Origin of the sequence: Microbacterium sp. PAMC21962 (assembly GCF_019443465.1) — a bacterium.
Taxonomy (GTDB): Bacteria; Actinomycetota; Actinomycetes; order Actinomycetales; family Microbacteriaceae; genus Microbacterium; species Microbacterium hominis.
In genome coordinates this window covers 17,203-41,424 of the sequence record NZ_CP080381.1, presented here as the reverse complement: position 1 = coordinate 41,424, position 24,222 = coordinate 17,203, and the positions used below count along the sequence as shown (strand labels likewise).

At 72.0% G+C, this 24,222-nt stretch carries 25 protein-coding genes; 5 read left to right on the top strand and 20 right to left on the bottom strand.

Annotated elements, in window-relative coordinates:
* Positions 1-234 precede the first annotated feature (234 nt).
* Positions 235-2,145 (top strand): prolyl oligopeptidase family serine peptidase, encoded by a 1,911-nt coding sequence (locus KY498_RS00200; protein ID WP_191008774.1) that lies wholly within the window; start codon positions 235-237, stop codon positions 2,143-2,145.
* 531 nt (positions 2,146-2,676) lie between these two features.
* Here KY498_RS00200 and hflX read toward each other — a convergent pair.
* Positions 2,677-4,200 (bottom strand): GTPase HflX, encoded by a 1,524-nt coding sequence (gene hflX / locus KY498_RS00195; protein ID WP_101306567.1) that lies wholly within the window; start codon positions 4,198-4,200, stop codon positions 2,677-2,679.
* Between the two features lie 69 nt (positions 4,201-4,269).
* On the opposite strand from hflX, the gene KY498_RS00190 reads away from it, so the two are divergent.
* Positions 4,270-4,911 (top strand): class I SAM-dependent methyltransferase, encoded by a 642-nt coding sequence (locus tag KY498_RS00190; RefSeq protein WP_101306568.1) that lies wholly within the window; start codon positions 4,270-4,272, stop codon positions 4,909-4,911.
* A gap of 36 nt (positions 4,912-4,947) precedes the next feature.
* On the opposite strand, the gene dapF is transcribed toward KY498_RS00190, so the two are convergent.
* The 17 genes from dapF to KY498_RS00105 form a co-directional block, all read right to left on the bottom strand.
* Complete coding sequence (gene dapF / locus KY498_RS00185) at positions 4,948-5,811, bottom strand: diaminopimelate epimerase (protein WP_191008775.1); 864 nt, start codon at positions 5,809-5,811, stop codon at positions 4,948-4,950.
* Between the two features lie 56 nt (positions 5,812-5,867).
* Positions 5,868-6,293 carry a GNAT family acetyltransferase gene (locus KY498_RS00180; protein WP_191008776.1) on the bottom strand — a complete coding sequence of 142 codons (426 nt, stop codon included), beginning with the start codon at positions 6,291-6,293 and terminating at the stop codon, positions 5,868-5,870.
* Positions 6,290-7,204, bottom strand: a complete 915-nt coding sequence (miaA, locus tag KY498_RS00175) for a tRNA (adenosine(37)-N6)-dimethylallyltransferase MiaA (RefSeq protein WP_191008777.1) — start codon at positions 7,202-7,204, stop codon at positions 6,290-6,292. The genes KY498_RS00180 and miaA overlap by 4 nt, the downstream gene beginning before the upstream one ends.
* Positions 7,201-8,751 carry a tRNA (N6-isopentenyl adenosine(37)-C2)-methylthiotransferase MiaB gene (miaB, locus tag KY498_RS00170; RefSeq protein WP_191008778.1) on the bottom strand — a complete coding sequence of 517 codons (1,551 nt, stop codon included), beginning with the start codon at positions 8,749-8,751 and terminating at the stop codon, positions 7,201-7,203. Before miaB ends, miaA begins: the two co-directional genes overlap by 4 nt.
* Positions 8,752-8,825: 74 nt before the next feature.
* The gene (locus tag KY498_RS00165) at positions 8,826-9,425 is read right to left on the bottom strand and encodes a regulatory protein RecX (protein WP_223848948.1); all 600 of its coding nucleotides are present in this window, start codon (positions 9,423-9,425) and stop codon (positions 8,826-8,828) included.
* Between the two features lie 143 nt (positions 9,426-9,568).
* Positions 9,569-10,624: a recombinase RecA gene (recA, locus tag KY498_RS00160; protein WP_191008780.1), complete on the bottom strand. Its 1,056-nt coding sequence runs from the start codon at positions 10,622-10,624 to the stop codon at positions 9,569-9,571.
* A gap of 269 nt (positions 10,625-10,893) precedes the next feature.
* Positions 10,894-11,118, bottom strand: a complete 225-nt coding sequence (locus KY498_RS00155) for a DUF3046 domain-containing protein (protein WP_060959483.1) — start codon at positions 11,116-11,118, stop codon at positions 10,894-10,896.
* 1 nt (position 11,119) lies between these two features.
* Complete coding sequence (locus KY498_RS00150) at positions 11,120-11,440, bottom strand: helix-turn-helix domain-containing protein (RefSeq protein ID WP_060959482.1); 321 nt, start codon at positions 11,438-11,440, stop codon at positions 11,120-11,122.
* A gap of 182 nt (positions 11,441-11,622) precedes the next feature.
* Positions 11,623-12,180: a CinA family protein gene (locus KY498_RS00145; protein ID WP_101306573.1), complete on the bottom strand. Its 558-nt coding sequence runs from the start codon at positions 12,178-12,180 to the stop codon at positions 11,623-11,625.
* On the bottom strand, positions 12,177-12,767 hold the full coding sequence (gene pgsA / locus KY498_RS00140) for a CDP-diacylglycerol--glycerol-3-phosphate 3-phosphatidyltransferase (protein ID WP_191008781.1): 591 nt from the start codon (positions 12,765-12,767) through the stop codon (positions 12,177-12,179). The genes KY498_RS00145 and pgsA overlap by 4 nt, the downstream gene beginning before the upstream one ends.
* A 38-nt stretch (positions 12,768-12,805) precedes the next feature.
* Positions 12,806-15,493 (bottom strand): DNA translocase FtsK, encoded by a 2,688-nt coding sequence (locus KY498_RS00135; protein ID WP_191008782.1) that lies wholly within the window; start codon positions 15,491-15,493, stop codon positions 12,806-12,808.
* Positions 15,494-15,602: 109 nt separating this feature from the next.
* Positions 15,603-16,097: a GNAT family N-acetyltransferase gene (locus tag KY498_RS00130; protein ID WP_060959478.1), complete on the bottom strand. Its 495-nt coding sequence runs from the start codon at positions 16,095-16,097 to the stop codon at positions 15,603-15,605.
* A gap of 31 nt (positions 16,098-16,128) precedes the next feature.
* Positions 16,129-17,805, bottom strand: coding sequence for a ribonuclease J (locus tag KY498_RS00125; protein ID WP_060959477.1), 1,677 nt, complete (start codon positions 17,803-17,805; stop codon positions 16,129-16,131).
* A 47-nt stretch (positions 17,806-17,852) separates the two neighbouring features.
* On the bottom strand, positions 17,853-18,830 hold the full coding sequence (gene dapA / locus KY498_RS00120; protein WP_060959476.1) for a 4-hydroxy-tetrahydrodipicolinate synthase: 978 nt from the start codon (positions 18,828-18,830) through the stop codon (positions 17,853-17,855).
* A gap of 44 nt (positions 18,831-18,874) precedes the next feature.
* Positions 18,875-19,639 carry an SDR family oxidoreductase gene (locus KY498_RS00115; protein WP_219879426.1) on the bottom strand — a complete coding sequence of 255 codons (765 nt, stop codon included), beginning with the start codon at positions 19,637-19,639 and terminating at the stop codon, positions 18,875-18,877.
* 28 nt (positions 19,640-19,667) lie between these two features.
* A complete protein-coding gene (locus KY498_RS00110; RefSeq protein ID WP_191008784.1) occupies positions 19,668-20,165 on the bottom strand; it encodes a dihydrofolate reductase in 498 nt (165 codons plus the stop codon).
* Positions 20,162-21,004, bottom strand: coding sequence for a thymidylate synthase (locus KY498_RS00105; RefSeq protein WP_191008785.1), 843 nt, complete (start codon positions 21,002-21,004; stop codon positions 20,162-20,164). Before KY498_RS00105 ends, KY498_RS00110 begins: the two co-directional genes overlap by 4 nt.
* Positions 21,005-21,081: 77 nt before the next feature.
* On the opposite strand from KY498_RS00105, the gene KY498_RS00100 reads away from it, so the two are divergent.
* The 3 genes from KY498_RS00100 (at position 21,082) to KY498_RS00090 (ending at position 22,936) form a co-directional block, all read left to right on the top strand.
* The gene (locus KY498_RS00100) at positions 21,082-21,516 is read left to right on the top strand and encodes a thioredoxin family protein (protein ID WP_060959472.1); all 435 of its coding nucleotides are present in this window, start codon (positions 21,082-21,084) and stop codon (positions 21,514-21,516) included.
* Between the two features lie 87 nt (positions 21,517-21,603).
* Entirely contained in the window at positions 21,604-22,029 is a 426-nt protein-coding gene (locus tag KY498_RS00095; protein WP_060959471.1) for an OsmC family peroxiredoxin, read from the top strand.
* Positions 22,022-22,936: a TIGR01777 family oxidoreductase gene (locus tag KY498_RS00090; protein WP_191008786.1), complete on the top strand. Its 915-nt coding sequence runs from the start codon at positions 22,022-22,024 to the stop codon at positions 22,934-22,936. The genes KY498_RS00095 and KY498_RS00090 overlap by 8 nt, the downstream gene beginning before the upstream one ends.
* Here KY498_RS00090 and KY498_RS00085 read toward each other — a convergent pair whose 3' ends face one another.
* Both KY498_RS00085 and dapB read right to left on the bottom strand, forming a co-directional pair.
* Positions 22,937-23,386, bottom strand: coding sequence for a hypothetical protein (locus tag KY498_RS00085; protein ID WP_191008787.1), 450 nt, complete (start codon positions 23,384-23,386; stop codon positions 22,937-22,939).
* Positions 23,383-24,201, bottom strand: coding sequence for a 4-hydroxy-tetrahydrodipicolinate reductase (gene dapB, locus KY498_RS00080; RefSeq protein ID WP_191008788.1), 819 nt, complete (start codon positions 24,199-24,201; stop codon positions 23,383-23,385). The genes KY498_RS00085 and dapB overlap by 4 nt, the downstream gene beginning before the upstream one ends.
* Positions 24,202-24,222 lie beyond the last annotated feature (21 nt).

Here is a 24,222-nt window from a genome sequence, read left to right as displayed (position 1 = left end):
GCTCTCGGGTCAGGGTCGTTCAGCCGGTCGGCCGCGGGGCGCACGAAGGTGCGGTTCTCGCGGGCGGGTGCCGGGCTCGGCTGTCGCTCCTGCCCGGGCGAACCGGGCGGCCCGCTGGCGCGGGCGTCGATGGCACCACTGTAGGGCCACGACGGCGGCATCCGGTGTTGTGTGACGACACGTTTCACTCCGGGCGGGGAGGATGCCGTCGCCCCGCGGCGTAGCGTGGGACGTATGGTCGACGCACGCCCCTACGGATCCTGGCCCTCCCCGCTGACCGCCGCGTGGGCCTCCGCCGCCTCCCCGCGCATCGACGGCGCCGCCGTCGTCGGCGACGAGGTGTGGTGGGGGCAGTCCGTCCCCGAGGAGGCCGGTCGCACGGCCGTCTTCCGCCGTGACGCGCAGGGCGAGGTGCACACCGTGCTGCCGGCGCCGTGGAACGCGCGCTCGGGCGTGCACGAGTACGGCGGCGGGTCATGGGCGGCCGATGACGAGGGCCGTCTGTTCTTCGTCGAGCGCAGCGATCAGCAGGTCTGGGTGATCGAGCCCGGTCACGAGCCGCGCCCCCTCACGGCGGAGCCCGACGTCCGCTACGGCGGTCTGCGCGTCAGTGCGGGAGTGCTCCTCGGCATCCGCGAGCGCGGCGGGCGCGATCGGGCGATCGTGCGTATCGAGCGGGACGGCTCCGGCGCGCGCGACCTCGTCGCCGGCAGCGACTTCGTCGCGCAGCCGGTGCTCTCGCCGCGCGGCGATCGCCTCGCCTGGGTCGCCTGGAACCATCCGGACATGCCCTGGGACCGCACGGTCCTGCGCGTCGGGCGGATCGACGACGGCGCCGTCGTCGAGTGGACGGACGTGACCGACGGCGCCTCCGCGGCGCTGCAGCCCGAATGGGCCGACGAGGACGACCTCGTCTACCTCGACGATGCGAGCGGGCACTGGAACCCGTGGCGGGTGCGGCTCGATGCGGATCTGCCGCGTACCGCACTCGCCCCCGCGGACGCCGACACGGGTGGGCCGCTGTGGTCTCTCGGCAGCCGCTGGTACGGGCTGCTCGACGACGGTGGGCTGATCGCCGTGCGGACCGAGGGTGCCGATGAGCTCGTGGCGGTGGATGCCGCCGGCACCGCGACCGCCGTCGACGTCCCCGCCACCGCGTCGCTGGCCGTCGAGGCCGTCGCCGGTCGTCGGGCGCTCGTGTCGGGGATGGCCCCGGGAGTCAGCGGGATCTGGCTCGTCGACCTCACCGACGGTCCCGACGCGGCGCATGTGACGCGCGTCGTCGGGGCGCCGGCGCAGATCCCCGGCGACGAGCTGGGCTCGTGGATGCCGCCGACGCGGCCGCTCACGGTGGAGGGACCGACCGGGCCGGTGCACGCGTTCGTCCATCCGCCGACGAACCCGCACGCCGCGGGCCCCGCCGGTGAGCGTCCGCCGTACCTCGTGCTCGTCCACGGCGGCCCGACCGGCCACGAGGGCGGCGTCGCCGACGGCAAGACGCTGTTCTTCACGAGTCGCGGCATCGGGGTGCTCGAGGTCAACTACGGCGGCTCCACCGGCTACGGCCGGGCGTACCGGCAGCGCCTGCGCGGCCAGTGGGGCGTCGTGGACGTGCAGGATGTCGCGGCCGCGGCATCCGGTCTCGCCGCGTCCGGCGCGGCGGACCCGCACCGGCTGGCGATCAAGGGCGGGTCGGCCGGCGGGTGGACGGTACTGGCCGCGCTCGCCCGCACCGACGTCTTCGCCGCGGGCATCTCGCGCTACGGTGTCGGCGACGCGCGCGCCCTCGCGGCGGACACCCACGACTTCGAGTCCCGTTATCTCGACGGCCTCATCGGCCCGCTGCCGGAGGCCGAGGACCTGTACGTCGAACGGTCGCCCCTGACGCACATCGCGGGCTTCGCGGTACCCGTCCTCCTGCTGCAGGGCGCGGAGGACGCGGTCGTGCCGCCGTCGCAGGCCGAGGCGATCCGCGATGCCCTCGCCGCGCGGGGGGTCCCCCACGCGTACGTCCTGTACGAGGGCGAAGGGCACGGCTTCCGGCGCGCGGAGTCGGTCGTGCACGCGTTGGAGAGCGAGCTCGCGTTCCTCGGGCAGGTGTTCGGCTTCGAGACCCCGGGGGTGCCGCCGATCACGCTCGCGTGAGTGCGGGCGTTTCGACTCCTCGCTGCGCTCGTCGCTCAACGACCGGGCCTGTCCCCCACCGCCCCGCCCGGTCGTCGAGCGAGCGCAGCGAGTCGAAACGCCCGACCGTCACCACCGGTCGTCGAGCGAGCGCAGCGAGTCGAAACGCCCGACCGTCACCACCGGTCGTTGAGCGAGCGCAGCGAGTCGAAACGCCCGACCGTCACCACCGGTCGTTGAGCGAGCGCAGCGAATCGAATCGCCCCACCGCCCCGCCCGGTCGTCGAGCGAGCGCAGCGAGTCGAAACGCCCCACCGCCGCCACCGGTCGTTGAGCGAGCGCAGCGAGTCGAAACGCCCGACCGCCCCGCCCGGTCGTCGAGCGAGCGCAGCGAGTCGAAACGCCCCACCGCCCCGCCCGGTCGTTGAGCGAGCGCAGCGAGTCGAAACGCCCCACCGCCCCGCCCGGTCGTTGAGCGAGCGCAGCGAGTCGAAACGCCCGACCGTCACCACCGGTCGTTGAGCGAGCGCAGCGAGTCGAAACGCCCGACCGTCAGACGGCGTAGGGCGCGAGCTCCGCGGCGAGACGCTCCGAGACGTGCGCGTGCACGGCCGTGCCGTCCTCCTCGTGCGACGTCGAGACGATGTGCCCCGACTCGTGCACGGCGTTGATCAGGTCGCCGCGGTCGTACGGCACGAGCGCACGCACCTCGACGGCGGGAAGCGGCAGCGCCTCCTCGACGACGGCACGGAGCTGGTCGATGCCCTCGCCCGTCCGCGACGACACGAACAGCGCGCCCGGCTCGAGACCGCGCAGCACGAGCCGGGTGTCCTCGTCGACGAGGTCCGCCTTGTTGAACACGACGATCTCGCGCGTGGAGCGCGCCCCGACGTCGCCCATCACGTCGCGCACGGTCGCGAGCTGCGCGGCGGGGTCGGGGTGCGAGCCGTCGACGACGTGCACGAGCACGTCGGCGTCGCCCACCTCCTCCAGGGTCGAGCGGAACGCCTCGACGAGCTGGTGCGGGAGGTTCCGCACGAACCCGACGGTGTCGGTCAGCGTGTACACGCGGCCGTCGGCCGCCTCGGCCCGGCGCACCGTGGCATCCAGGGTCGCGAACAGCGCGTTCTCGACGAGCACGCCGGCGCTGGTCAGCCGGTTGAGCAGGCTGGACTTGCCGGCGTTGGTGTAGCCGGCGATGGCCACCGAGGGGATCGTGTTGCGCTTGCGCTCGCTGCGCTTGGCCTCGCGGGCGGGTGCGAAGTCGCGCAGCTGCTTGCGCAGCTGCGCCATCTTGGTGCGGATGCGGCGGCGATCGAGCTCGATCTTCGTCTCACCCGGACCGCGCGAGCCCATGCCGGCGCCACCGGCGCCCACCTGGCCACCGGCCTGACGGCTCATCGATTCGCCCCAGCCGCGCAGGCGCGGCAGCAGGTACTCGAGCTGGGCGAGCTCGACCTGGGCCTTGCCCTCGCGGCTCTTCGCGTGCTGGCTGAAGATGTCGAGGATGACGGTGGTGCGGTCGATGACCTTCACCTTCACGACGTCCTCCAGCGCACGGCGCTGGCTGGGGGCCAGCTCGGTGTCGGCGATGACGGTGTCGGCGCCCACGGCCGCCACCAGGTCGCGCAGCTCCGCGGCCTTGCCGCGGCCGATGTAGGTGGCGGGGTCGGGGTGCGGGCGACGCTGCAGCACGCCGTCGAGCACGACGGCTCCCGCGGTCTCGGCGAGCGCCGCGAGCTCGCGAAGGGAGTTCTCGGCATCCTCGTGCGATCCCTGGGGGTACACGCCCACGAGCACGACGTTCTCCAGCCGCAGCTGGCGGTACTCGACCTCGGTGACGTCCTCGAGCTCGGTCGACAGCCCGGGCACGCGGCGCAGCGCCGCGCGTTCCTCACGGTCCCACTGGTCGCCGTCGGTGTCGCCATAGGCGACGGTCGCGGAGTCCTGCAGCGCCTGGGCGGCCCCGAAGACGCGCGCGCTCGAACGCCCCTCGGCGTGGGCCAGCACGCGATCCACCGGGTCGATCGGCGTCTCGTCGCCGTGCGCGTCGGTGGTCTCGGTGGTGTGGGTCATGGATTCCTTCCAGGTCAGCCTTGCAGTCTAGCCTCCCGCGGGGGCGGGTGGCTCCGGTACGCTCGCAGGATGGGGAGTGACCACTACTTCAGCGCCTCCCCGTCCAGCGCCGAGAACCTCCGCCGCATCCGTGTGTCCCTCGCCGGACGCTCTGGCGAGGTCACGACCGCGGGCGGGGTGTTCAGCCCCGACCACGTCGATGGCGGGACGGCCGTGCTCCTGGCGAACACGCCACCGCCTCCGCCGGGAGGACATCTGCTCGACCTCGGCTGCGGGTGGGGGCCGATCGCGTTGAGCCTCGCCGTCCAGTCTCCCCACGCCACCGTGTGGGCGGTCGACGTGAACGACCGGGCCCTCGATCTCGTCCGCCGCAACGCCGCGGAGTGGGGACTCGACAACGTCAACGCCGCACGCCCCGAAGATGTTCCGGAGGACGTCCGCTTCCGCGGCATCCGGTCGAATCCCCCGATCCGGGTCGGCAAGAACGAGTTGCACGGCCTCCTGGAGCGCTGGCTTCCGCGGCTCGACGAGCGCAGCGACGCCTGGCTCGTCGTGCAGCGCAACCTCGGCTCGGATTCTCTGCAGCGCTGGCTCGCGGCCACCTTCGACGACGGCTACTCCGTGACACGGGCCGCGACCGGGCGAGGATTCCGGGTGCTGAAGGTGCGCCGGCACGGCGCCGTGCGCACGGGCGCCATCGAGCTTCCCTGACGTGCCCCTGGCGCCGGCGCGGGCGGCGCGCCGGCCTCAGGCGAGACGGACCTCGCCCGAGTAGACGAGCGCCGCCGGTCCGGACAGCAGGACGTGGTCTCCGTCGGCCTCGGCGACGATGCGTACACCGAGCGTGCCGCCGGGCACCTCCACGCTCCACCGGTCCGGCGCCGCGGCCCCCGCCCAGTGCCGGACCGCCAGCGCGGCGGCGGCCACACCGGTGCCGCACGACAGGGTCTCCCCGACGCCCCGCTCGAACACACGCATCCGGATCGTTCCGACGCCGTTCTGCACGAGCGGATCGGCCGGGACCACGAACTCGACGTTGGCGCCCTCGACCGGGTCGGGATGCAGCTGCGGCTGCACCGTGAGGTCGAGTCCGTCGAGCTCCGCGGAGCTGGAGAGGGCAACGACCACGTGCGGGTTGCCGACGTCGACGCCCTGTCCGGGCCGGGCGACGTCGAGGCCCCTCGCCTTCACCACGACATCGCCGTCGACCCGGAACACGCCGAGGTCGACCTCGAAGCCGAGGTCGCTGCGAGTGAGGGTCTTCACGCCCGCGCGGGTGCCGATGCGCAGCGGCGCGTCATCGATGTTCGCGCGGCCGGTGTCGACGAGGTACTTCGCGAACACGCGGGTGCCGTTGCCGCACATCTCCGCGGCCGATCCGTCGGCGTTGCGGTAGTCCATGAACCACTCGGCATCCGCCGTCGCCTCGCCCTCGCGGAGGCGGGCGCTGCGGACGACGCGCAGGATGCCGTCGCCGCCGATGCCGAAGCGGCGGTCGCAGAGCGCGGCGATCTGGTCGGCCGACAGGTCGAGGGCACCGTCGTCGTCCGGGACGATCACGAAGTCGTTGCCCGTGCCGTGACCCTTGGTGAATGCGATCGGCTCTGCCACCCGGCCAGTCTACGGGCCGCGCGCTGTGCACCGGCGGGGTGGACGGCGGGCACGCGTCAGTCGGCGATCAGCCGCTTGCCGGTCATCCAGACATCGAACGGCTCGTACCCGAGGCGGGCGTAGAAGTCGTGGACCGCGGTGTTCTCCGGACGCACCATCAGCTCCACCTTCGGGCATCCGAGGGCGCGCAGGCCCTCCTCCGCCGTCTCCACGAGGCGGCGCGCGATCCCCTCGCCGCGACGCTCCGCGGCCGTCGCCAGGTAGTACAGCCACCCGCGATGCCCGTCGTAGCCGGCCATGACGGTGCCCACGGGGTCGCCCCGATCGTGGGCGACGAGGAACAACTCGGGCTGCACGGTGAGCTTGCGGGCGATGTCCCGGTACGGGTCGTTCCAGGGCCGCGTCAGCCCCGCCTCTCGCCAGAGCGCGACGACGGCGTCCGTATCGGCGGTGGCGAAGGGGCGGATCTCGACGGCGGTCACGCCATCGAGTCTGCCAGCGCGGCGGCGTCCGCGTCGGGCGCGACCCAGTGGATGCCGGGGTACCGACGGAACCACGACACCTGTCGCCGCGCGTAGCGCCGCGTCAACGCCTGGGTCTGCGCGATCGCCTCCGCCTGGTCGACGCGACCGGCGAGCTGGTCGACGGCCTGGGCATACCCGATGGCACGGCTCGCCGTGACCCCGCGCTCGAGGCCTCGCGCGCGGAGCGCCTCGACCTCGGCGAGCATCCCCTCGCGCCACATGCGCTCCACGCGCTCGTCGAGGCGTGCGACGAGCTGCGCACGGTCGAGCTCGACGCCGACGAGCATCGTAGGCTCATGCCACCGCACCGGTTCCGCGGGCAGTGCCGCGCCGTGCCCGCGGTCGCCCTGCAGAGCGATCTCGAGCGCACGGACGATCCGACGCCCGTTGCGGGCGTCGATGCGCTCGGCCGTCGTCGGATCGAGGACGCGGAGGCGTGCGAGCAGGGCGCCGGGGCCGTCCTGGGCGAGGTCCTGTTCGAGCCGCTCGCGCACCGCGTCGTCGTGCGGCGGGAAGCGGAAGTCGTAGACGACGCTCGACACGTACAGCCCCGAGCCGCCGACGAGGATGGCGTCGGCGCCGCGGGAGAAGATGTCGGAAATCGTGGTGCGCGCGGCATCCTGATAGGCCGCGACCGCGGCCTCGTCGGTCACCTCCAGCACGTCGAAGAGGTGGTGCGGGATGCCGCGACGCTCGGCGACCGGCAGCTTCGCGGTCCCGATGTCCATCCCGCGGTAGAGCTGCATGGCATCGGCATTGACGATCTCCGCCGCGCGTCCGCGGGCGCCCAGCGCCTCGGCGAGGCGCAGCGACAGGTCCGTCTTGCCGGTGCCGGTGGCTCCGACGACGGCCCAGAGGCGCCCGGTCACCCGAGGCGCAGCGTGGGAAGGCCCAGCGACACCGCGCGCGGCGCGCCGCCCTCCGCGCCCGCGGGAGCGGGAACGCCGCAGGACTCCGCCTGCGTCCGGTCCCACGCATCGCCCGCGCGTGTGCGGCGGATCTGCAGCGGGGCGCCGTCGGTGCTGTCGGCGAGCAGGTGGAAGGGAGCGGCGTGGGTGACGGTCACGGTGACGACGTCGCCCGGGCGGGGCACCGCGGAGCCGTCGGGCAGCTCGAAGTGCACGAGGCGGTTGTCCTCCGCGCGGCCGGTCAGGCGGCGCGTCTCGGCGTCCTTCTTCCCTTCGCCCGTCGAGACGAGCACCTGGAGCTCGCGTCCGATCTGGGCCTGGTTCTCCTCCAGGCTGATGCGCTCCTGCAGGGCCACCAGGCGCTCGTAGCGCTCCTGGACGACGGCCTTGGGGATCTGGTCGGGCATCGTGGCGGCGGGCGTGCCCTCGCGGATGGAGTACTGGAACGTGAACGCGCTCGCGAAACGGGCCTGCTCGACGACACGCATCGTGTCCTCGAAGTCCTCGTCGGTCTCGCCGGGGAAGCCGACGATGATGTCGGTGGAGATCGCCGCGTGCGGGATCCGCTCGCGGACCCGGTCCAGGATGCCGAGGAAGCGGTCGCTGCGATAGGAGCGCCGCATCGCGCGCAGGATCCGGTCGGAGCCGGACTGCAGCGGCATGTGCAGCTGAGGCATCACCTGCGGCGTCTCGGCCATCGCGTCGATCACGTCGTCGGTGAACGCCGCCGGATGCGGGCTCGTGAAACGGATGCGTTCCAGGCCGGGGATCTGACCGGCGGCGCGCAGCAGCTTGCCGAACGCCTGGCGGTCGCCGAACTCGACCCCGTAGCTGTTCACGTTCTGACCGAGGAGCGTGACCTCGATCGCGCCGTCGTCGACGAGGAGCCGGATCTCGTTCAGGATGTCGCCGGGGCGGCGGTCCTTCTCCTTGCCGCGCAGGCTCGGCACGATGCAGAACGTGCACGTGTTGTTGCAGCCCACGGAGATCGACACCCAGCCGCTGTGGACGGCGTCGCGCTTGGTGGGCAGCGTGGAGGGGAACACCTCGAGGGCCTCGAGGATCTCGAGCTCGGCGTCGCCGTTGTGCCGTGCGCGCTCCAGCAGGCGCGGAAGCGATCCCATGTTGTGGGTGCCGAAGACGACGTCGACCCAGGGCGCCTTCTCGAGGACGGCGTCCTTGTCCATCTGCGCCATGCAGCCGCCGACCGCGATCTGCATGCCCTCGTGGCGGTCTTTACGACTCTTGAGGTGTCCGAGCGTGCCGTACAGCTTGCCCGCGGCGTTGTCGCGCACGGCGCACGTGTTGATGACGACGACGTCGGCCTCGGTCCCCGCATCCGCACGCACGTATCCCGCGCTCTCGAGCGAACCCGACAGCCGCTCGGAGTCGTGGACGTTCATCTGGCAGCCGAAGGTGCGCACCTCGTAGGTGCGGGTGCGGCCGTCGGCGGCGACGGCGGCGAGCGACGGCGCGATCAGCGTGGGGGCGGCGGACGGAGAGGTCATGGTGCCTTCATTCTACGATCCGACGACGCGTCGGACTCCGGTGCGACTGCGGGCGCGGCGGGCGGCGGGCCCGCTCAGTCGAAGCGGACGGTACCCGCGGGCGGTCGCCGTACGGGCCGGCCGAGCTCGTCGAGCGCCTGCCGGGCGGCCGACAGCGCCGTCGCGCCGTAACCGCGCCGCGCAAGCTGGCCGGACAGTCGCCGCAGCGCCGTGTCGCGATCGAGGTCGCGCAGCGATCGCGCCTTCTGGCGCGCGAAGTCGAGCGCGCGTTCGGCCTCGTCGTCCGGCAACGCCCCGAGGGCCTCGTCGACCACATCACGAGGGATGCCGCGCTTGGCCAGCGCCTGCGCGAGCATGACCCGGCCCTGACCCTTCCGCTCGACGCCACTGTGGACGAGCTGCTCCGCGAGCGCCGCGTCGTCGAGATAGCCGAGGCCGCGCATCCGCGCCAGCACGTGCTCGATCGCGTCGTCTGCGAGGTCGCGCTCGCGGAGGAAGGCCCTCGCCTCCCGCTCCGACAGCGACCGCGTCCGTAGCCGCTTGACGAGCGCGGCCTCGGCGTCCTCCGCACGAGTCGCCGTGTCGGCATCCCAGGCGTCCGCCTCCGGACTGTCCTGCTCGTCCGTCCACGTCGTGTGCCACGTCGTCGACGGGGCGTCGCGGAACGGGGTCACTCCCCCGCGGTCCGCGTCCCCGACAGTCCTGTCCTCCGCAGTCGCGTCATCCGTGGCCCCGTCGTCGCGCCGGGCGTGATGTGCTCCGCCGAACAGCGGGATCACGGGGGCGAGGCCGTCGCCCCCGTCGCGCGCACCGCCCATCAGGCCGGGCGGCGCGCAGCCAGATCGTCGGCGGGCGCCGTCTCGGCCGCGCCGCGCGGCTGTCCGATGCCGAGCTTCTGCTTGATCTTGGTCTCGATCTCGGCGGCGATGTCGGGGTTCTTCAGCAGGAAGTTGCGCGCGTTCTCCTTGCCCTGCCCCAGCTGCTCGCCGTCGTAGGTGTACCAGGCACCGGACTTCTTGACCAGCGCGTGCTCCACACCGAAGTCGATGAGGGAGCCCTCGCGCGAGATGCCGATGCCGTACAGGATGTCGAACTCGGCCTGCTTGAAGGGCGGAGCCATCTTGTTCTTGACGACCTTCACGCGCGTACGGTTTCCGACCGCCTCGGTTCCGTCCTTGAGGGTCTCGATACGACGGATGTCGAGGCGCACCGACGCGTAGAACTTCAACGCTTTACCACCGGCGGTGGTCTCGGGCGAGCCGAAGAACACGCCGATCTTCTCGCGCAGCTGGTTGATGAAGATCATCGTGGTGTTGGTCTGGTTGAGCCCACCGGTGAGCTTGCGCAGCGCCTGCGACATCAGTCGCGCCTGCAGACCCACGTGCGAGTCTCCCATCTCGCCCTCGATCTCGGCCTTGGGCACCAGCGCGGCGACCGAGTCGATCACGACGAGGTCGATCGCGCCCGAGCGCACCAGCATGTCGGCGATCTCCAGGGCCTGCTCCCCCGTGTCGGGCTGCGAGACGAGGAGCTGGTCGATGTCGACGCCCAGCTTCTGGGCGTAGTCGGGGTCGAGCGCGTGCTCCGCGTCGATGAAAGCGGCGATGCCGCCCGCGCGCTGCACGTTGGCGATCGCGTGCAGCGTCAGGGTCGTCTTACCCGACGACTCGGGACCGTAGATCTCGATGATGCGGCCGCGCGGCAGACCCCCGACGCCGAGGGCGACGTCCAGCGCGATGGATCCGGTCGGGATGACCTCGACGGGGGCGCGCTCGTCGCTGCCCAGTCGCATGACCGAGCCCTTTCCGAACTGCCGGTCGATCTGGGCGAGGGCCGATTCGAGGGCCTTCTCGCGGTCGGCGGGTGAGGGCATGACGTGCTCCTTGTGCTCTGCCGTCGGCGGCTCGGCCGCGTCGGGGATTCCGTCGCCTGTAGGCTGTCGCGCTCCCACCCGACGGGAGGGACGCTGCGACAAGGCGGAGGTGTCGTGATGACGATGTCCACGCTAGGGAGCGCCTCCGACATCGGTCGGGGGCACGCCCACGGATGTGGACAAACATCTCGCTCTACCTCATGTGCAGGAGCCTACGCTCCTCGAACAGAGTTTCGAGATCGCGACACGCCGTGGCGCCGCGCACACCGTCAGCGCCGACGGGGCTCCATCATGCCCACGCCGTGGCGGCGCGCGAGAGGCACGTCGGTCTCCACGCACAGCGCGAGCCAGATCTCCCGCGGATCCACCCCGTCGGCCAGCGCCTGCGCCGCGGTGCGATGACCGACACCGGACAGGGCGAGGTCGGCGACGAGGCTCGACCCGCGGGGGCCGAATTCGTCCGCGACCGCGCGCGCGAACTCACTGCGCCGCACGTCAGCGCAGCGAGAGCTCGGGCTGGACCAGACCGCCGTCGAGGGCGGCCAGATCGTCGGGGACGACGTCGGGGAAGACCTGCAGGCCTTCGAGGACGGACAGGCGGTCGCCCACCTCGCGCATGATGGTCGAGATCGGGACGTCGAGGGCCTCGGCGACGGCGGCGAGGATCTCGCTCGACGCCTCCTTCTGACCGCGCTCGACCTCGCTGAGGTAGCCCAGGGCGACGCTCGCGCGCCCGGCGACCTGACGGAGGGTGCGCCCCTTCTGCAGACGGAAGTCGCGCAGGACTTCGCCGATCTCCTGACGAACCAGGATCATGTTCGGGCCCCCTCCTCTACTCGTGTTCCCTCGCCGGTTTCGGTACCCGGGTGGACAACAGTACCCGACTTGCTGGCCACGATAGCCCTCACGTGCTGGGTAATGGTTGGGAATCGCTCAGACGTAACCGGCGCGACACGAACGGTATTCCCCGCGACATCGCCCGCGCGCGGGCGGGCGCGTCAGAGCGCGTCGAGCACCAGTCGGATGGCGCGCGCCGCGGTCTCGGCACGGATGCCGTCCCGGTCGCCGTCGAGCTGCACCGACTCGACCCGCGAGCCCAGGGGCGTCGCGACGGCGATGTGCACGGTGCCCACCGGCTGCCCGTCGGACGAGACCGGGCCGGCGATGCCGGTGGTCGCGATGCCGACGTCGGCCGGAACACCGTCGCGTCCGAGGGCGCGGCGGGCCCCCTCGGCCATCTGGCTCGCGACCCGCGGGTGGACGGGCCCGTGCGCGTCGAGGAGGTGCTGCTCCACCCCGAGCAGGCTCGCCTTGACGTCGGTCGCGTAGGCGACCACCGCGCCGCGGAAGACCCGCGACGCGCCCGACACCGAGACGATGGAGGCGGCGACGAGACCGCCCGTGAGCGACTCCGCGGCGGCGATGGTCCAGCCCAGCTCCCCCAACCGGGCCACGAGGCGTTCGGGGTCGGTGCGGCGACCGACCGAGACGAGGGTGCTCTCGAGGTCGTCGGCGAGGCCGGTCTCGCCGGACGCGGGGGTGGGCGACGCGGTCATCGCCGGGGCTCCCCGGATCCGGCCGCCCGCGACGCGCGCGCGCCGCGCACCTCGGTCACGACGTAGTCGAGACCGCTCGCGACGGTGAGGAGGACCGCGATGACCATGGCGATCGTGTTGACCACGTGGATCCCGTCGCCGACGAGGGTCCACAGCGGCAGCAGCGCGAGCGAGAGCGCGACGGCCTGGGCCACCGTCTTGAGCTTGCCCATCCACGCGGCGGCCACGACGTGGTCGCTCGCGACGACGAGGCGATGCACCGTGATGCCCACCTCGCGCACCAGCACGAGGATCGTGACCCACCAGGGCAGCTCGCCCAGGAGGGAGAGGCCGACGAACGCACAGCCGGTGAGCGCCTTGTCGGCGATGGGATCGAGGAGCTTGCCCAGGTCGGTGACGATCTCGTACCGGCGGGCGAGGTAGCCGTCGATGCCGTCGGTCGCGATCGCCACGATGAACAGCGCGCCCGCCCACCAGCGCAGGGCCCCGTCGGCGCCCTGGTCGGCGAGGAGCATCCAGAGGAAGACCGGTGCGCACAGGATGCGCACGATCGTGATCGCGTTCGGGAGCTGCCGGGGAATCGCCACGAGCCGAGCCTACCCGCGGGCTCGTCGCGTCGCCGCGCTCAGTCGCGGCCGGTCAGACCCCAAGCATCCTCGGAGCCCTCGTCGCCGTCCACGACCTCGAGGCCCTCGAACTGCGAGGTCACGGCATCCGGACCGTACGGGTCGGCCGCCGCCGCCGCCGGCGGCGGATCGTCGCCGCGGAGGCGCGCGAGCACCTCGGGGAGCTGGTCCGGCGTGACGAGGACGTCGCGGGCCTTCGAACCCTCCGAGGGGCCGACGATCTCGCGGGACTCCAGGAGGTCCATCAGTCGTCCGGCCTTGGCGAAGCCGACGCGGAGCTTGCGCTGCAGCATCGACGTCGACCCGAACTGCGTCGAGATGATCTGCTCGGCGGCCGCCAGCAGCAGGTCGAGGTCGTCCCCGATGTCGGCGTCGATCTCCTTCTTCTCGGCGACCGCCTGCACGTCGGCGCGATAGTCGGGTCGCGCCTGGTTCTTGACGTGGGTGACGACCTTCTCGATCTCGCTCTCGGCGACCCACGCCCCCTGCACGCGGATGGCCTTCGAGGCGCCCATCGGGAGGAACAGTCCGTCGCCCTGGCCGATCAGGCGGTCGGCGCCGGGCTGGTCGAGGATGACGCGGGAGTCCGTGACGCTCGTGACGGCGAACGCGAGCCGGGACGGGACGTTCGCCTTGATGAGACCGGTCACGACGTCCACGGAGGGGCGCTGCGTGGCGAGCACGAGGTGGATGCCGCTCGCGCGAGCGAGCTGGGTGATGCGCACGATCGAGTCCTCGACGTCGCGAGGGGCCACCATCATGAGGTCGGCGAGCTCGTCGACGACGACCAGCAGGTAGGGGTAGGGCTTGAGCACGCGCTCGCTGCCGACGGGGAGGTTGATCTCGCCGGCGACCACGGCCCGGTTGAAGTCGTCGATGTGACGGAAGCCGAACGACGCGAGGTCGTCGTAGCGCATGTCCATCTCCTTCACGACCCACTGGAGCGCCTCGGCGGCCTTCTTCGGGTTCGTGATGATGGGCGTGATGAGGTGCGGCACCCCGGCGTAGCTCGTGAGCTCGACGCGCTTGGGGTCGATCAGCACCATCCGCACCTCGGAGGGCTTGGCGCGCATGAGGAGGCTCGTGATCATCGAGTTCACGAAGCTCGACTTGCCCGAGCCGGTGGAGCCGGCCACGAGCAGGTGGGGCATCTTCGCGAGGTTCGCGACGACGTACCCGCCGCCGACGTCCTTGCCGACGCCGATCGTCATCGGATGGGTCTGGCCCGTGGAGGCCGGGGAGCGCAGCACGTCGCCGAGGGTGACGATCTCACGGTCGGTGTTGGGGATCTCCACGCCGATCGCGCTCTTGCCCGGGATGGGCGCGAGGATGCGGACCTCGTTGGAGGCGACGGCGTAGGCGATGTTGTTGGTCAGCGCCGTGATGCGCTCGACCTTGACGCCCGGGCCGAGGGAGATCTCGTACTGGGTGACCGTCGGTCCGCGCGAGAAGCCCGTGACGCGGGCGTCCACGCCGAACTGCTCGAACACGCCCATGATCGCCGCGACGACGCGGTCGTTCGCCTCGGAACGCGCCTTCGGCGGCGTTCCCTGCGCCAGCGCCGCCACCGAGGGCAGCACGTAGGGCGCCTGCGGCGGGCGACCGTCGTGGTCGTCGCCGAGGGCGGAGATGCCGGGAAGCGTGCCGTCGTCGAGGATGATCTCGCCGCTGTCCTCCCGAATGCCGGTGTCGGCACGGCGGGCGGCCTTCTTGGCGTTCGCGATCACCGAGGGGTCGATGATCTCGGTGGGCGCGTCGGCAAGGGGCAGCGGCGGGACGGGCGGCACCGCGACCGCCTGCTCGAAGCCGCCGTCGCCGGTGGTGTCCAGAAGGGCCGTCAGGTCGTCGGAGCCCAGATGACCGTCGACGTCCTCCTCGCGTCCCGACTTGTTGCGGCGCCACCAGGGCAGCTCCTTCTGCGCGGCGTCCTCGCCCTCGGCGAAGGCGACGGTCGGCGCGGTCTCGCCCGCGGGTGCCGGCTCCGGCCGTTCCGCGCCGAACATCCACGCATACAGGTCACCGAGACGCCGCCCGATCCGGTTCGGCGGGGTCTTGGTGATGATGAGCACGCTGAAGAAGGTGACGACGGCGAGCACCAGATAGGCGCCGATCTCCGTCAGCAGCGTGAGCGGCTCGCCCACGGTCCACCCGAACAGGCCGCCCGCGGTGCTGAGCGCGGGAAGTCCCTCGCGCGGCTGCGGACGTCCCCCGGCGACGTGGCAGAAACCCGCGATCGCCAGGACGAACAGGCCGAACCCGATGCCGATGCGGCCGTTGTCGTGCACCGACGGCGGATGACGGAAGAGCCACCCGGCCAGCAGCATCAGCAGCACGGGCATGATGAACGCGACGCGCCCGATGAGGGCGCCGACGGTGAACGCGCTGATGGTCGTGCCGACGTCGGTCCCGATGAGGAACCACTCGACCACGGCACCGGCCGTCGCCAGCAGCACGAGCAGGAACGGGAAGCCGTCGCGACGCTGGTCCTTCTCGAGCGTCTCCTGGCCGAACGCCCGGAACATTCCGCCGACGGCATGGGCGACGCCGAGCCACGCGCGCACGGCGACGGGCGGGTGCTCCTCCTCGTCGACGTACTTCTTGGGTGCCGGCGCGGGCTTGCGGGCACGCGACGAGGAGCCCTTCGCGGACGCGCGGGCGTTCGTGGGCGTGCTCGTGGATCGTGCCATTACTCCACGGTAGGCCGCGGGGACCCCGGATCCCCGGATTGACGCGGCCCGAGCCCGCATCCGGCGCCGCCTTCCGGATCGCGCCGGCTCGCGCCGGCCTCGCCGGGGATCAGCGCAGGCGCTTGACCATCGTGTCGCGACCGTGGCCGGCCTGCGTGACGGCGAAGCCCTCGCTGCGGTAGAGCGACTGGGCGTAGTTGCCCCGCTCGACCGACAGGCTGATCCGGCCGTAGCCCTGCGCCCGGGCGTGCTCGCAGAGCCGCTGGAGCAGGGCCCGGCCGACGCCGTGGGCTCGCCAGATCGGACGCACGCCGATGATGAGCTCGGGCACGCCCGTGCCGATGTAGCCGAAGCCGGGGTCGGTGCGCGGCAGCATCCGGTACCAGGCCGCTCCGAGCGGATCGTCCTGCGCGTCGACGGCGATGAAGCCGGCATCGCCGGGCCGCATCCAGCCCGAGATGTAGCGGGTGTGGTCCGGATGCGTCAGCACCTCGTGCCGCGGACGCGCTCCGCCCTGCCGCCAGTTCGCCGCCTCGACGACCATGTCGCCGAGGAACGCGCCATCGGCCTGCGTCGCAGGGCGCACACGGAAGCTGACGGGCATGGAGCCGATGCTAGCGCCCCGCCGCGACCGCTCAGGCCTCGATGACGAGCGGCACGATCATCGGCCGCCGGCGCAGACGCTGGTTGACCCAGCGGCCGATCGTGCGGCGCACGACCTGCGACAGCGCGTGGGCGTCCCGCACGCCCGACTGCGCCGCCTCCGTGAGCGCGGCAGCGATCTTCGGCTTGACGTCGTCGAAGACGCTGTCGTCCTCGGCGAAGCCGCGGGCGTGGATCTCGGGGCCCGTGATGATCCGTCCGGTCGCGGCGTCCACGACGACGATGACCGAGATGAAGCCCTCCTCGCCGAGGATGCGGCGGTCCTTCAGGTCCGCATCCGTGATCTCGCCGACGGTCGAGCCGTCGACGTAGACGAAGCCGAGGTCGAGCTGGCCGACGACGCGGGCGACGCCGCCCTTGAGGTCGACCACCGTGCCGTTCTCCGCGATGATCGTGTTCTCCGCGGGGATGCCGGTGTCCTGCGCGAGCTTCGCGTTCGCGATGAGGTGCCGGTACTCGCCGTGCACCGGCATGACGTTGCGCGGCTGCAGGATGTTGTAGCAGTAGAGCAGCTCGCCGGCGGCGGCGTGGCCCGACACGTGCACCTTGGCGTTGCCCTTGTGCACGACGTTCGCGCCGAGCTTGGTGAGGCCGTCGATCACGCGGTACACCGCGTTCTCATTGCCCGGGATGAGGCTCGAGGCGAGGATCACGGTGTCGCCCGGACCGGGCTCGATCGCGTGGTCGAGGTTGGCCATGCGGCTGAGCACGGCCATCGGCTCGCCCTGCGACCCCGTCGACATGTAGACGATCTTGTCGTCCGGCAGGTCCTGCGCCTTCTTGTAGTCGATGAGCACGCCGTCGGGCACGTGCAGATAGCCGAGGTCCTCGGCGATGGTCATGTTGCGCACCATCGAGCGGCCGAGGAACGCGAGCCGGCGCCCGTTGGCGGCGGCCGCGTCGATGACCTGCTGCACACGGTGGACGTGACTGGAGAAGCTCGCGACGATGACGCGACGGGGAGCCTTGGCGATGACCTGGTCGAGCACCGGGCCGATGTCGCGCTCGAGCGGCGTGAAGCCGGGGACGTCGGCGTTGGTCGAGTCGACGAGGAACAGGTCCACGCCGTCCTCGCCGAGGCTGGCGAAGGCGCGGAGGTCGGTGAGGCGGCCGTCCAGCGGCAGCTGGTCCATCTTGAAGTCGCCCGTGGCGAGCACCGTGCCGGCATCCGTGTGGATCGCGACGGCGAGCGCGTCGGGGATCGAGTGGTTGACCGCGACGAACTCGAGATCGAACGGGCCGACCTGCTCCTCCTGCCCCTCCTCGACCGTGAGGGTGTACGCCTTGATGCGATGCTCCTTGAGCTTCGCCTCCACGAGCGCGAGGGTCAGCTTCGAGCCGATGAGGGGGATGTCGCTCTTCAGGCGCAGCAGGTAGGGCACCGCGCCGATGTGGTCCTCGTGGCCGTGCGTGAGCACGACGCCCACGACGTCGTCGAGCCGGTCCTTGATGGGCTCGAAGTCGGGGAGGATGAGGTCGACCCCGGGCTGGTGCTCCTCGGGGAAGAGCACCCCGCAGTCGACCACGAGGAGCTTGCCCTCGTACTCGAAGACCGTCATATTGCGACCGATCTCGCCGAGCCCGCCGAGCGGGATCACGCGGAGGGTCTGAGGGGCGAGCGCGGGGGGCTCGGAGAACGTCGTGGGCATCGTCTGCCTTTCGTGGATGCCGCGGCATCCACCGGTATCGCGGTCGCTCAGCGGGTGGTGCCGTGGACCTTGGGGAGCGCGCCGCCGGCGGCGGCGTTGCGGTCGGGTCGGAAGTTGGAGAAGTCTGCACCGTCGACGCCCGTGACGAGCGCGAGCTCGTCCTCGATGAGGGCGGCCTCCCACTCTTCGGGGCCGACGAGCGGCAGACGCACGCGCGGGCTGGAGATGCGGCCCAGGCCGTGCAGGATGTACTTCGCGCTCACCGTGCCGGGGACGTGGGTCATGACGGCGCGGACGAGCGGTTCGAGCTGCTGGTGGGCGGCCGTGGCGGTGGCCAGGTCGCCGCGGTTCACGGCATCCACGATGACGCGGTAGGGCGTCGCGGTGATGTTCGCCGTCACGCCGATCAGACCCGCGGCGCCGATCGACAGGTGCGGGAGCACATTGGCGTCGTCGCCGGAGAAGTACATGAGATCGGTCTGGTTGAGCACCCGGCTCACCTCGCTGAAGTCGCCCTTGGCGTCCTTCACGGCGAGGATGTTCGGGTGGTTGGCCAGCCGCAGGATGGTCTCGTACTTGATCGGCACCCCGGTGCGGCCGGGGATGTCGTAGAGGATGACCGGGAGGTCGGTCGCATCGGCGACGAGGCGGAAGTGCGTCAGGATGCCGGCCTGCGTCGGCTTGTTGTAGTACGGCGTGACGATCATGATGCCGTCGGCGCCGGCCTTCTCGCTCGCCTTGTAGAGCTCGATGGCGTGCGCCGTCTCGTTCGAGCCGCCGCCGGTGATGATCTTGGCGCGGCCGGCGGAGACCGACTTGCCGACCTCGACGAGCGTGAGCTTCTCGGGGTCGGTGAGCGTGCTCGTCTCCCCCGTCGTGCCGGTGACGACGATGCCGTCGGCGCCGGCGGTGATGACGTCGTCGATGTGCTTCTCGACGGCGGGCCAGTCGACTTCACCGTCGGCCGTCATCGGGGTGACGAGCGCGACGAGGACCTGTCCGAAGGGATTGCCCGAGTGCGTCATGCCTCCAGGCTAGCGGCTCGCGGGGCGGAGGTCGGAGCGGGCCGTCACCGCCCGGTCGCGGCGAGTCGCGCCGCCCAGGCCGCGGGCAGCGCGCGTGCGAGGCCGACGAGCACCTTGTAGCGCAGCGACGGGATCGACACCGCCGTGCCGCGTGCCGCGTCGCGCAGCCCCTCACGGACGACGTCGGCGGCCTCCAGCCACATCGCGGCGGGGATGCCCTCCTCCCCCGGGGGCAGTCCCAGACGCGCGTGGAAGTCGGTGTGGGTGAAGCCCGGGCAGACGGCCGTGACCGTCACGCCGCGCGGCCGGTAGACCGCGTTCGCCCAGCGGCTGAACGAGATCACCCACGCCTTGACGGCGCCGTAGGTTCCGCGCGGCAGGAAGCCCGCGACGGAGGCGACGTTGATGACGCGACCGCTCCCCCGTTCGAGCATCCCGCCGAGTGCCGCGTGGCTCAGGCGCATCGTCGCCCGCACGTGCAGGTCGAGGTGGCGCTGCTCGTCGGCGATGTCGTTCGCGGTGAAGTCGAGGTCGAGACCGAAGCCCGCGTTGTTGACGAGGATCTCGATCGGATGCCGGCGGTCGGCGACGCGCTCCGCCACCGCGGCCAGTCCCTCGTCGGCGACGAGGTCGGCGGCGAGCACCTCGACGCCGCCGCCCGTGTCCGCGCGCAATCGCGCGGCCAGGGCCTCCAGTGCGGCGCGATCGCGCGCGACGAGCACCAGATCGGCTCCGCGGGCGGCGAGCTGACGCGCGAACTCGGCGCCGAGACCCGAGCTCGCCCCCGTGATCAGTGCTGTCCTGGGCATGGGGCCACGCTAGTGCCGATCGGGAGGATCAGGGACGGATCAGCGTCATGAAGCGGTAGGGGACGCCGGTCCGCGACACCGTCCAGCCCTCGGCGGGGTCGATGCGCGCGACGCTCCAGCCCGCGCGGACCGGAGCGAAGGTGTCGCCGTCCACCTCGAGGTCGAGCTCGGTCACCTCGAGCACGTCCGCGCGCGCGATCGCCTCCGCGAACAGTCCCGCGCCGCCGATGACCCACGCCTCGGGCTCCGGCGCCGCCAGCGCCAGGGCGTCGTCCAGCGAGGAGGCCCGCTCGGCGCCGTCGTCGGCCCAGCCGGGATCGCGGCTGACCACGATGTTGCGCCGCCCCGGGAGCGGCCGGAAACGCGGCGGGAACGACTCCCAGGTGCGCCGGCCCATGATCACGGGAGCGCCCGTCGTCACGGCGCGGAAGTGCGCGAGATCCTCGGGCACGTGCCACGGCATCCCGCCGTCCTTGCCGATCACGCCGCCGCGCGCCTCGGCCCAGATCAGCCCCAGTCGCGTCATACGGCCACGGCCGCGCGGATCGCGGGGTGGTGCCGGTAGTCCTCGACGACGACGTCCTCGTACGTGTAGTCGAAGATCGACGCCGGGGTGCGGGCGAACGACAGCCGCGGGTACGGATACGGATCGCGGGAGAGCTGCTCGCGCACCTGCTCGACATGGTTGTCGTAGATGTGGCAGTCGCCCCCGGTCCAGACGAAATCACCCGGCTCGAGCCCCGTCTGCTGCGCGATCATCAGCGTCAGCAGCGCGTAGGACGCGATGTTGAACGGCACCCCGAGGAACATGTCGGCGCTGCGCTGGTACAGCTGGCACGACAGCTTGCCGTCCGCCACGTAGAACTGGAAGAGCGCATGGCAGGGAGCCAGCGCCATCTGCGGGATGTCCGCCGGGTTCCACGCCGACACGATGAGCCGCCGCGAGTCGGGGTTGCTGCGGATCTGCTCGATGACCTGCGAGATCTGATCGATCTGACCACCCGACGGCGTGGGCCAGGAGCGCCACTGGACGCCGTAGACCGGACCGAGCTCGCCGTCGGCATCCGCCCACTCGTCCCAGATGCTCACGCCGTGCTCCTGGAGCCATGCGACGTTCGACTCGCCGCGCAGGAACCACAGCAGCTCGTAGACGATCGACTTCAGGTGCACGCGCTTGGTCGTGATGAGCGGGAAGCCCTGCGCGAGGTCGAACCGGATCTGCCGACCGAAGACGCTCGTGGTCCCCGTTCCGGTGCGGTCGTCCTTGTGCACGCCGTGGGCGAGCACGTCGCGCAGGAGATCCTCGTAGGGGGTGGGGATGGATGCCGCGGTCACGCCAGTCAGACTACCGGCGCGCGCGGACATCGGCTCTGTTACGCACGGCCCGTCATCTGCCCGCGCACCGCGCCTCGAAGCCCGAAGCGGCGGTATCGTGGCAGATTGTGACCATCGTCGATGCCGTGCTCCTGCTCACGGCGCTTCTCGCCGTCACCGTCGGCGTCGGCCTCTTCCTCCGCTGGAAGCAGAGCCGTCCTCGCCGGCAGAACCCCGACGAGGTCGTTGAGCCGCAGCGGCTCGGGGCCCCGGCGCTCGGCGAGCGGGCGACGCTCCTGCAGTTCAGCACCGAGATGTGCTCCCGCTGCCCGGGCGTGCACCGCGTGCTGGGATCGATCGCCGACGCGCACGACGGCGTCCTCCACCTCGACGTCGACCTCACGCACCGCCCCGACATCGCGAAGCACTTCCACGTGCTGCAGACGCCGACGACGCTCATCCTGGATCGGCACGGCGTCGTCCAGACGCGCTTCGGCGGCACGCCGAACCGCAATGCGATCGAGCTCGAGCTCGATCGCGTCACCGCGGCCGCCGCCGTCTGACCGGGCGCTCCACGCGTCCCCCCGTTCCGTCGCGGGGCGGGCGCGTCTAGGCTCGGGAACGAATCCCCACGACATCGAGGAGCAGTCATGAGCGTCACGAGCGAAGCGTCCACGAGCTGGAAGGGATCCCTCACCGACGGATCCGGCGAGATCGCCTTCGAGAGCTCCAATCAGGGGCCGTTCGCGGTCGACTGGAAGGCCCGCAGCGAGGGCTCCTCGTCGGTCACGACGCCCGAGGAGCTGCTGGCCGCCGCCCATTCCTCCTGCTTCAGCATGGCCCTCTCCCACGCCTTGACCGGCAACGGCACCCCGCCCGAGAGCATCGAGACGACGGCATCCGTCACGTTCATCCCCGGCACCGGCATCACGGGATCGCACCTCAACGTCAATGCGGTCGTGCCCGGGCTGTCGGCCGAGGAGTTCGCGCGCATCGCCGGCGAGGCGAAGTCGGGCTGCCCCGTGTCGGCGGCGCTGACCGGCATCGAGATCACGCTCGAGGCCACGCTTGCCTGACACCGCCGCCGAGGGCCGCGTCGTCATCGCCGGCGCCTCCGGCCTCATCGGACGAGCGCTGTCGGACTCGCTGCGCGCCGACGGCATCCCGGTGACCCGCCTCGTCCGTCGCGAGAGCGCGGCCGGCGACGAGGTCACCTGGGACCCCGGCCGCACGCCCCTGCCCCCGGCGGTGCTCGCCGGCGCGCGGGCGGTCGTCGGCCTCAACGGCGCCACCCTGGGACGCTTCCCGTGGACGCGCCGCTACAAGCACGACCTGGTGTGGTCGCGGATCGCGCCGACCCAGGCGCTCGCCGCGGCCGTGCGCAGCCTCGGCGACGACGCACCGGCCTTCGTCTCGTCGTCCGCGGTGGGCTATTACCCCTCCGTCCCCGGCGCGACCCTCACCGAGTCCTCGCCGCGCGGCGAGTCCTTCCTCGCCGACCTCTGCGGCGAATGGGAGACGGCGGCGCTGCGCGGGGCGGGCGACCGGGCTCGCGTCGCGACCCTGCGCACGGCCCCCGTCGTGCACGCCGACGGCGTGCTCAAGCCGCTGCTGCTGCTCACGAGACTCGGACTCTCCGGCCCCCTCGGACGCGGCACCCAGGTGTGGCCGTGGATCTCGCTGGACGACGAGGTGCGGGCCATCCGCCACATCATCGACACCGGCACGACCGGACCGGTCAACCTCACGGGGCCCCAGCGCGCGACGGCGAACGATCTCGGCTTCGCCCTCGCACGCCGGATGAACCGGCCCTACCTCCTGCGGGTGCCCGAATGGGCGCTCACGCTCGTGCTCGGGCGCGACGCCGCGGAGGGCTTGCTGACGTGCGACATGCACGTCGTGCCGGAGGTGCTCACGGCATCCGGATTCACGTTCTCCCACCCGACGGTGGAGGATGCCGTGGCCGCCGCCGTCCCCGCGTGATCAGCCCGTCGGCGGGTTCTTCTCGATCGTGATCGCCCGGCGGATCGCCTCGCGGGCGCGCCGGCGGTCGCCGGCGCCGTCATAGGCCAGGCCGAGGCGGAACCACGCGCGCCAGTCGTCGGGGTGGCGCTCGACATCCGCGCGGTAGAGGGGGAAGACCGCGTCGGCCTGTTCCCGGTCGGGACGGCCGCTCACGCGGACGTCGAGCTCCTCCGCCGGCAGCGCCTGCTCGGCCTCGAGGCGCTTCGCGAGCCGCTCGGCCGCACGGCCGAAGGCCAGCTCGCGCCACAGGGCCCACGCCGCGATGACCGGCAGCACCACCAGGGCGATCCCCATCGCGATGCCGATCGGCTCGCCCGAGACCAGCAGCAGCCACGCGCGCTGTGCGACGAGCACGATGTAGAGCGCCAGCAGCACCGCCATCACGGCGACGCCGATGCGGGCGTTCATGCTCCGGTGACGCGGGCGACCTGGCCGGGGACCGCGCCCTCGTCGACGCGAGCCTCCGCCGTCTCCGCGTCGCGGCGGGAACCGAGCCCGAGGTCGATGAGCGCGTCGAGGCCGATGGTCACCCCCCGCGCATCGCGGGCGGCGACGAGGGCGACGCGGATGCCGGGGGCATACGCCTGGGCCGGGTCGACCGTGTCGTGCACGATCGACAGGGACTCGCCCGGACCCGACAGGATCGTCTCCTGCTTCGCGATGACGCCGGGCCGTCGCAGTGAGTGGATCGGCACGCTCGCCACCTGCTGGCCGCGGGCGCGCTGATCGACGTGCGGCGAGGCGACGGGACCGACCGCCGAGCGCGCATCGGCGATGAGCTCGGCCGTGCGCACGGCGGTGCCGCTCGGCGAGTCCACCTTGGTCTCGCGGTGGGTCTCGACGATCTCGATCGAGGGGAACAGCGGGGCGGCGGCCGCGGCGATGGCCGTCGCGACGACGGAGCCGAGCGAGAAGTTCGGGATGAAGACGGCGCCGGTGCCGGCCGCCTCGACGAGCGGGCGCACGAGCGCGATCCGCTCGGTCGACCACCCGGAGGTTCCGACGAGCACGTTCCGGCCCCGCTCGATCGCGGCGCGCACGACGTCGATCGAGACGCCGGGCGTGGAGGCGTCGACGACGAGGTCGGCGCCGTCGATCTCGGCGAGGTCGCTCGACGAGCCGAGCACGGCGACCGTCTCGAAGTCGTCCATGTCGTCGATCACGCCGGCGATGATCGCACCGAGCTTGCCGGTGCCGCCCACGAGGGCCACTCTCGTCGTCATGGCTCCAGCCTAGGGCGTGGA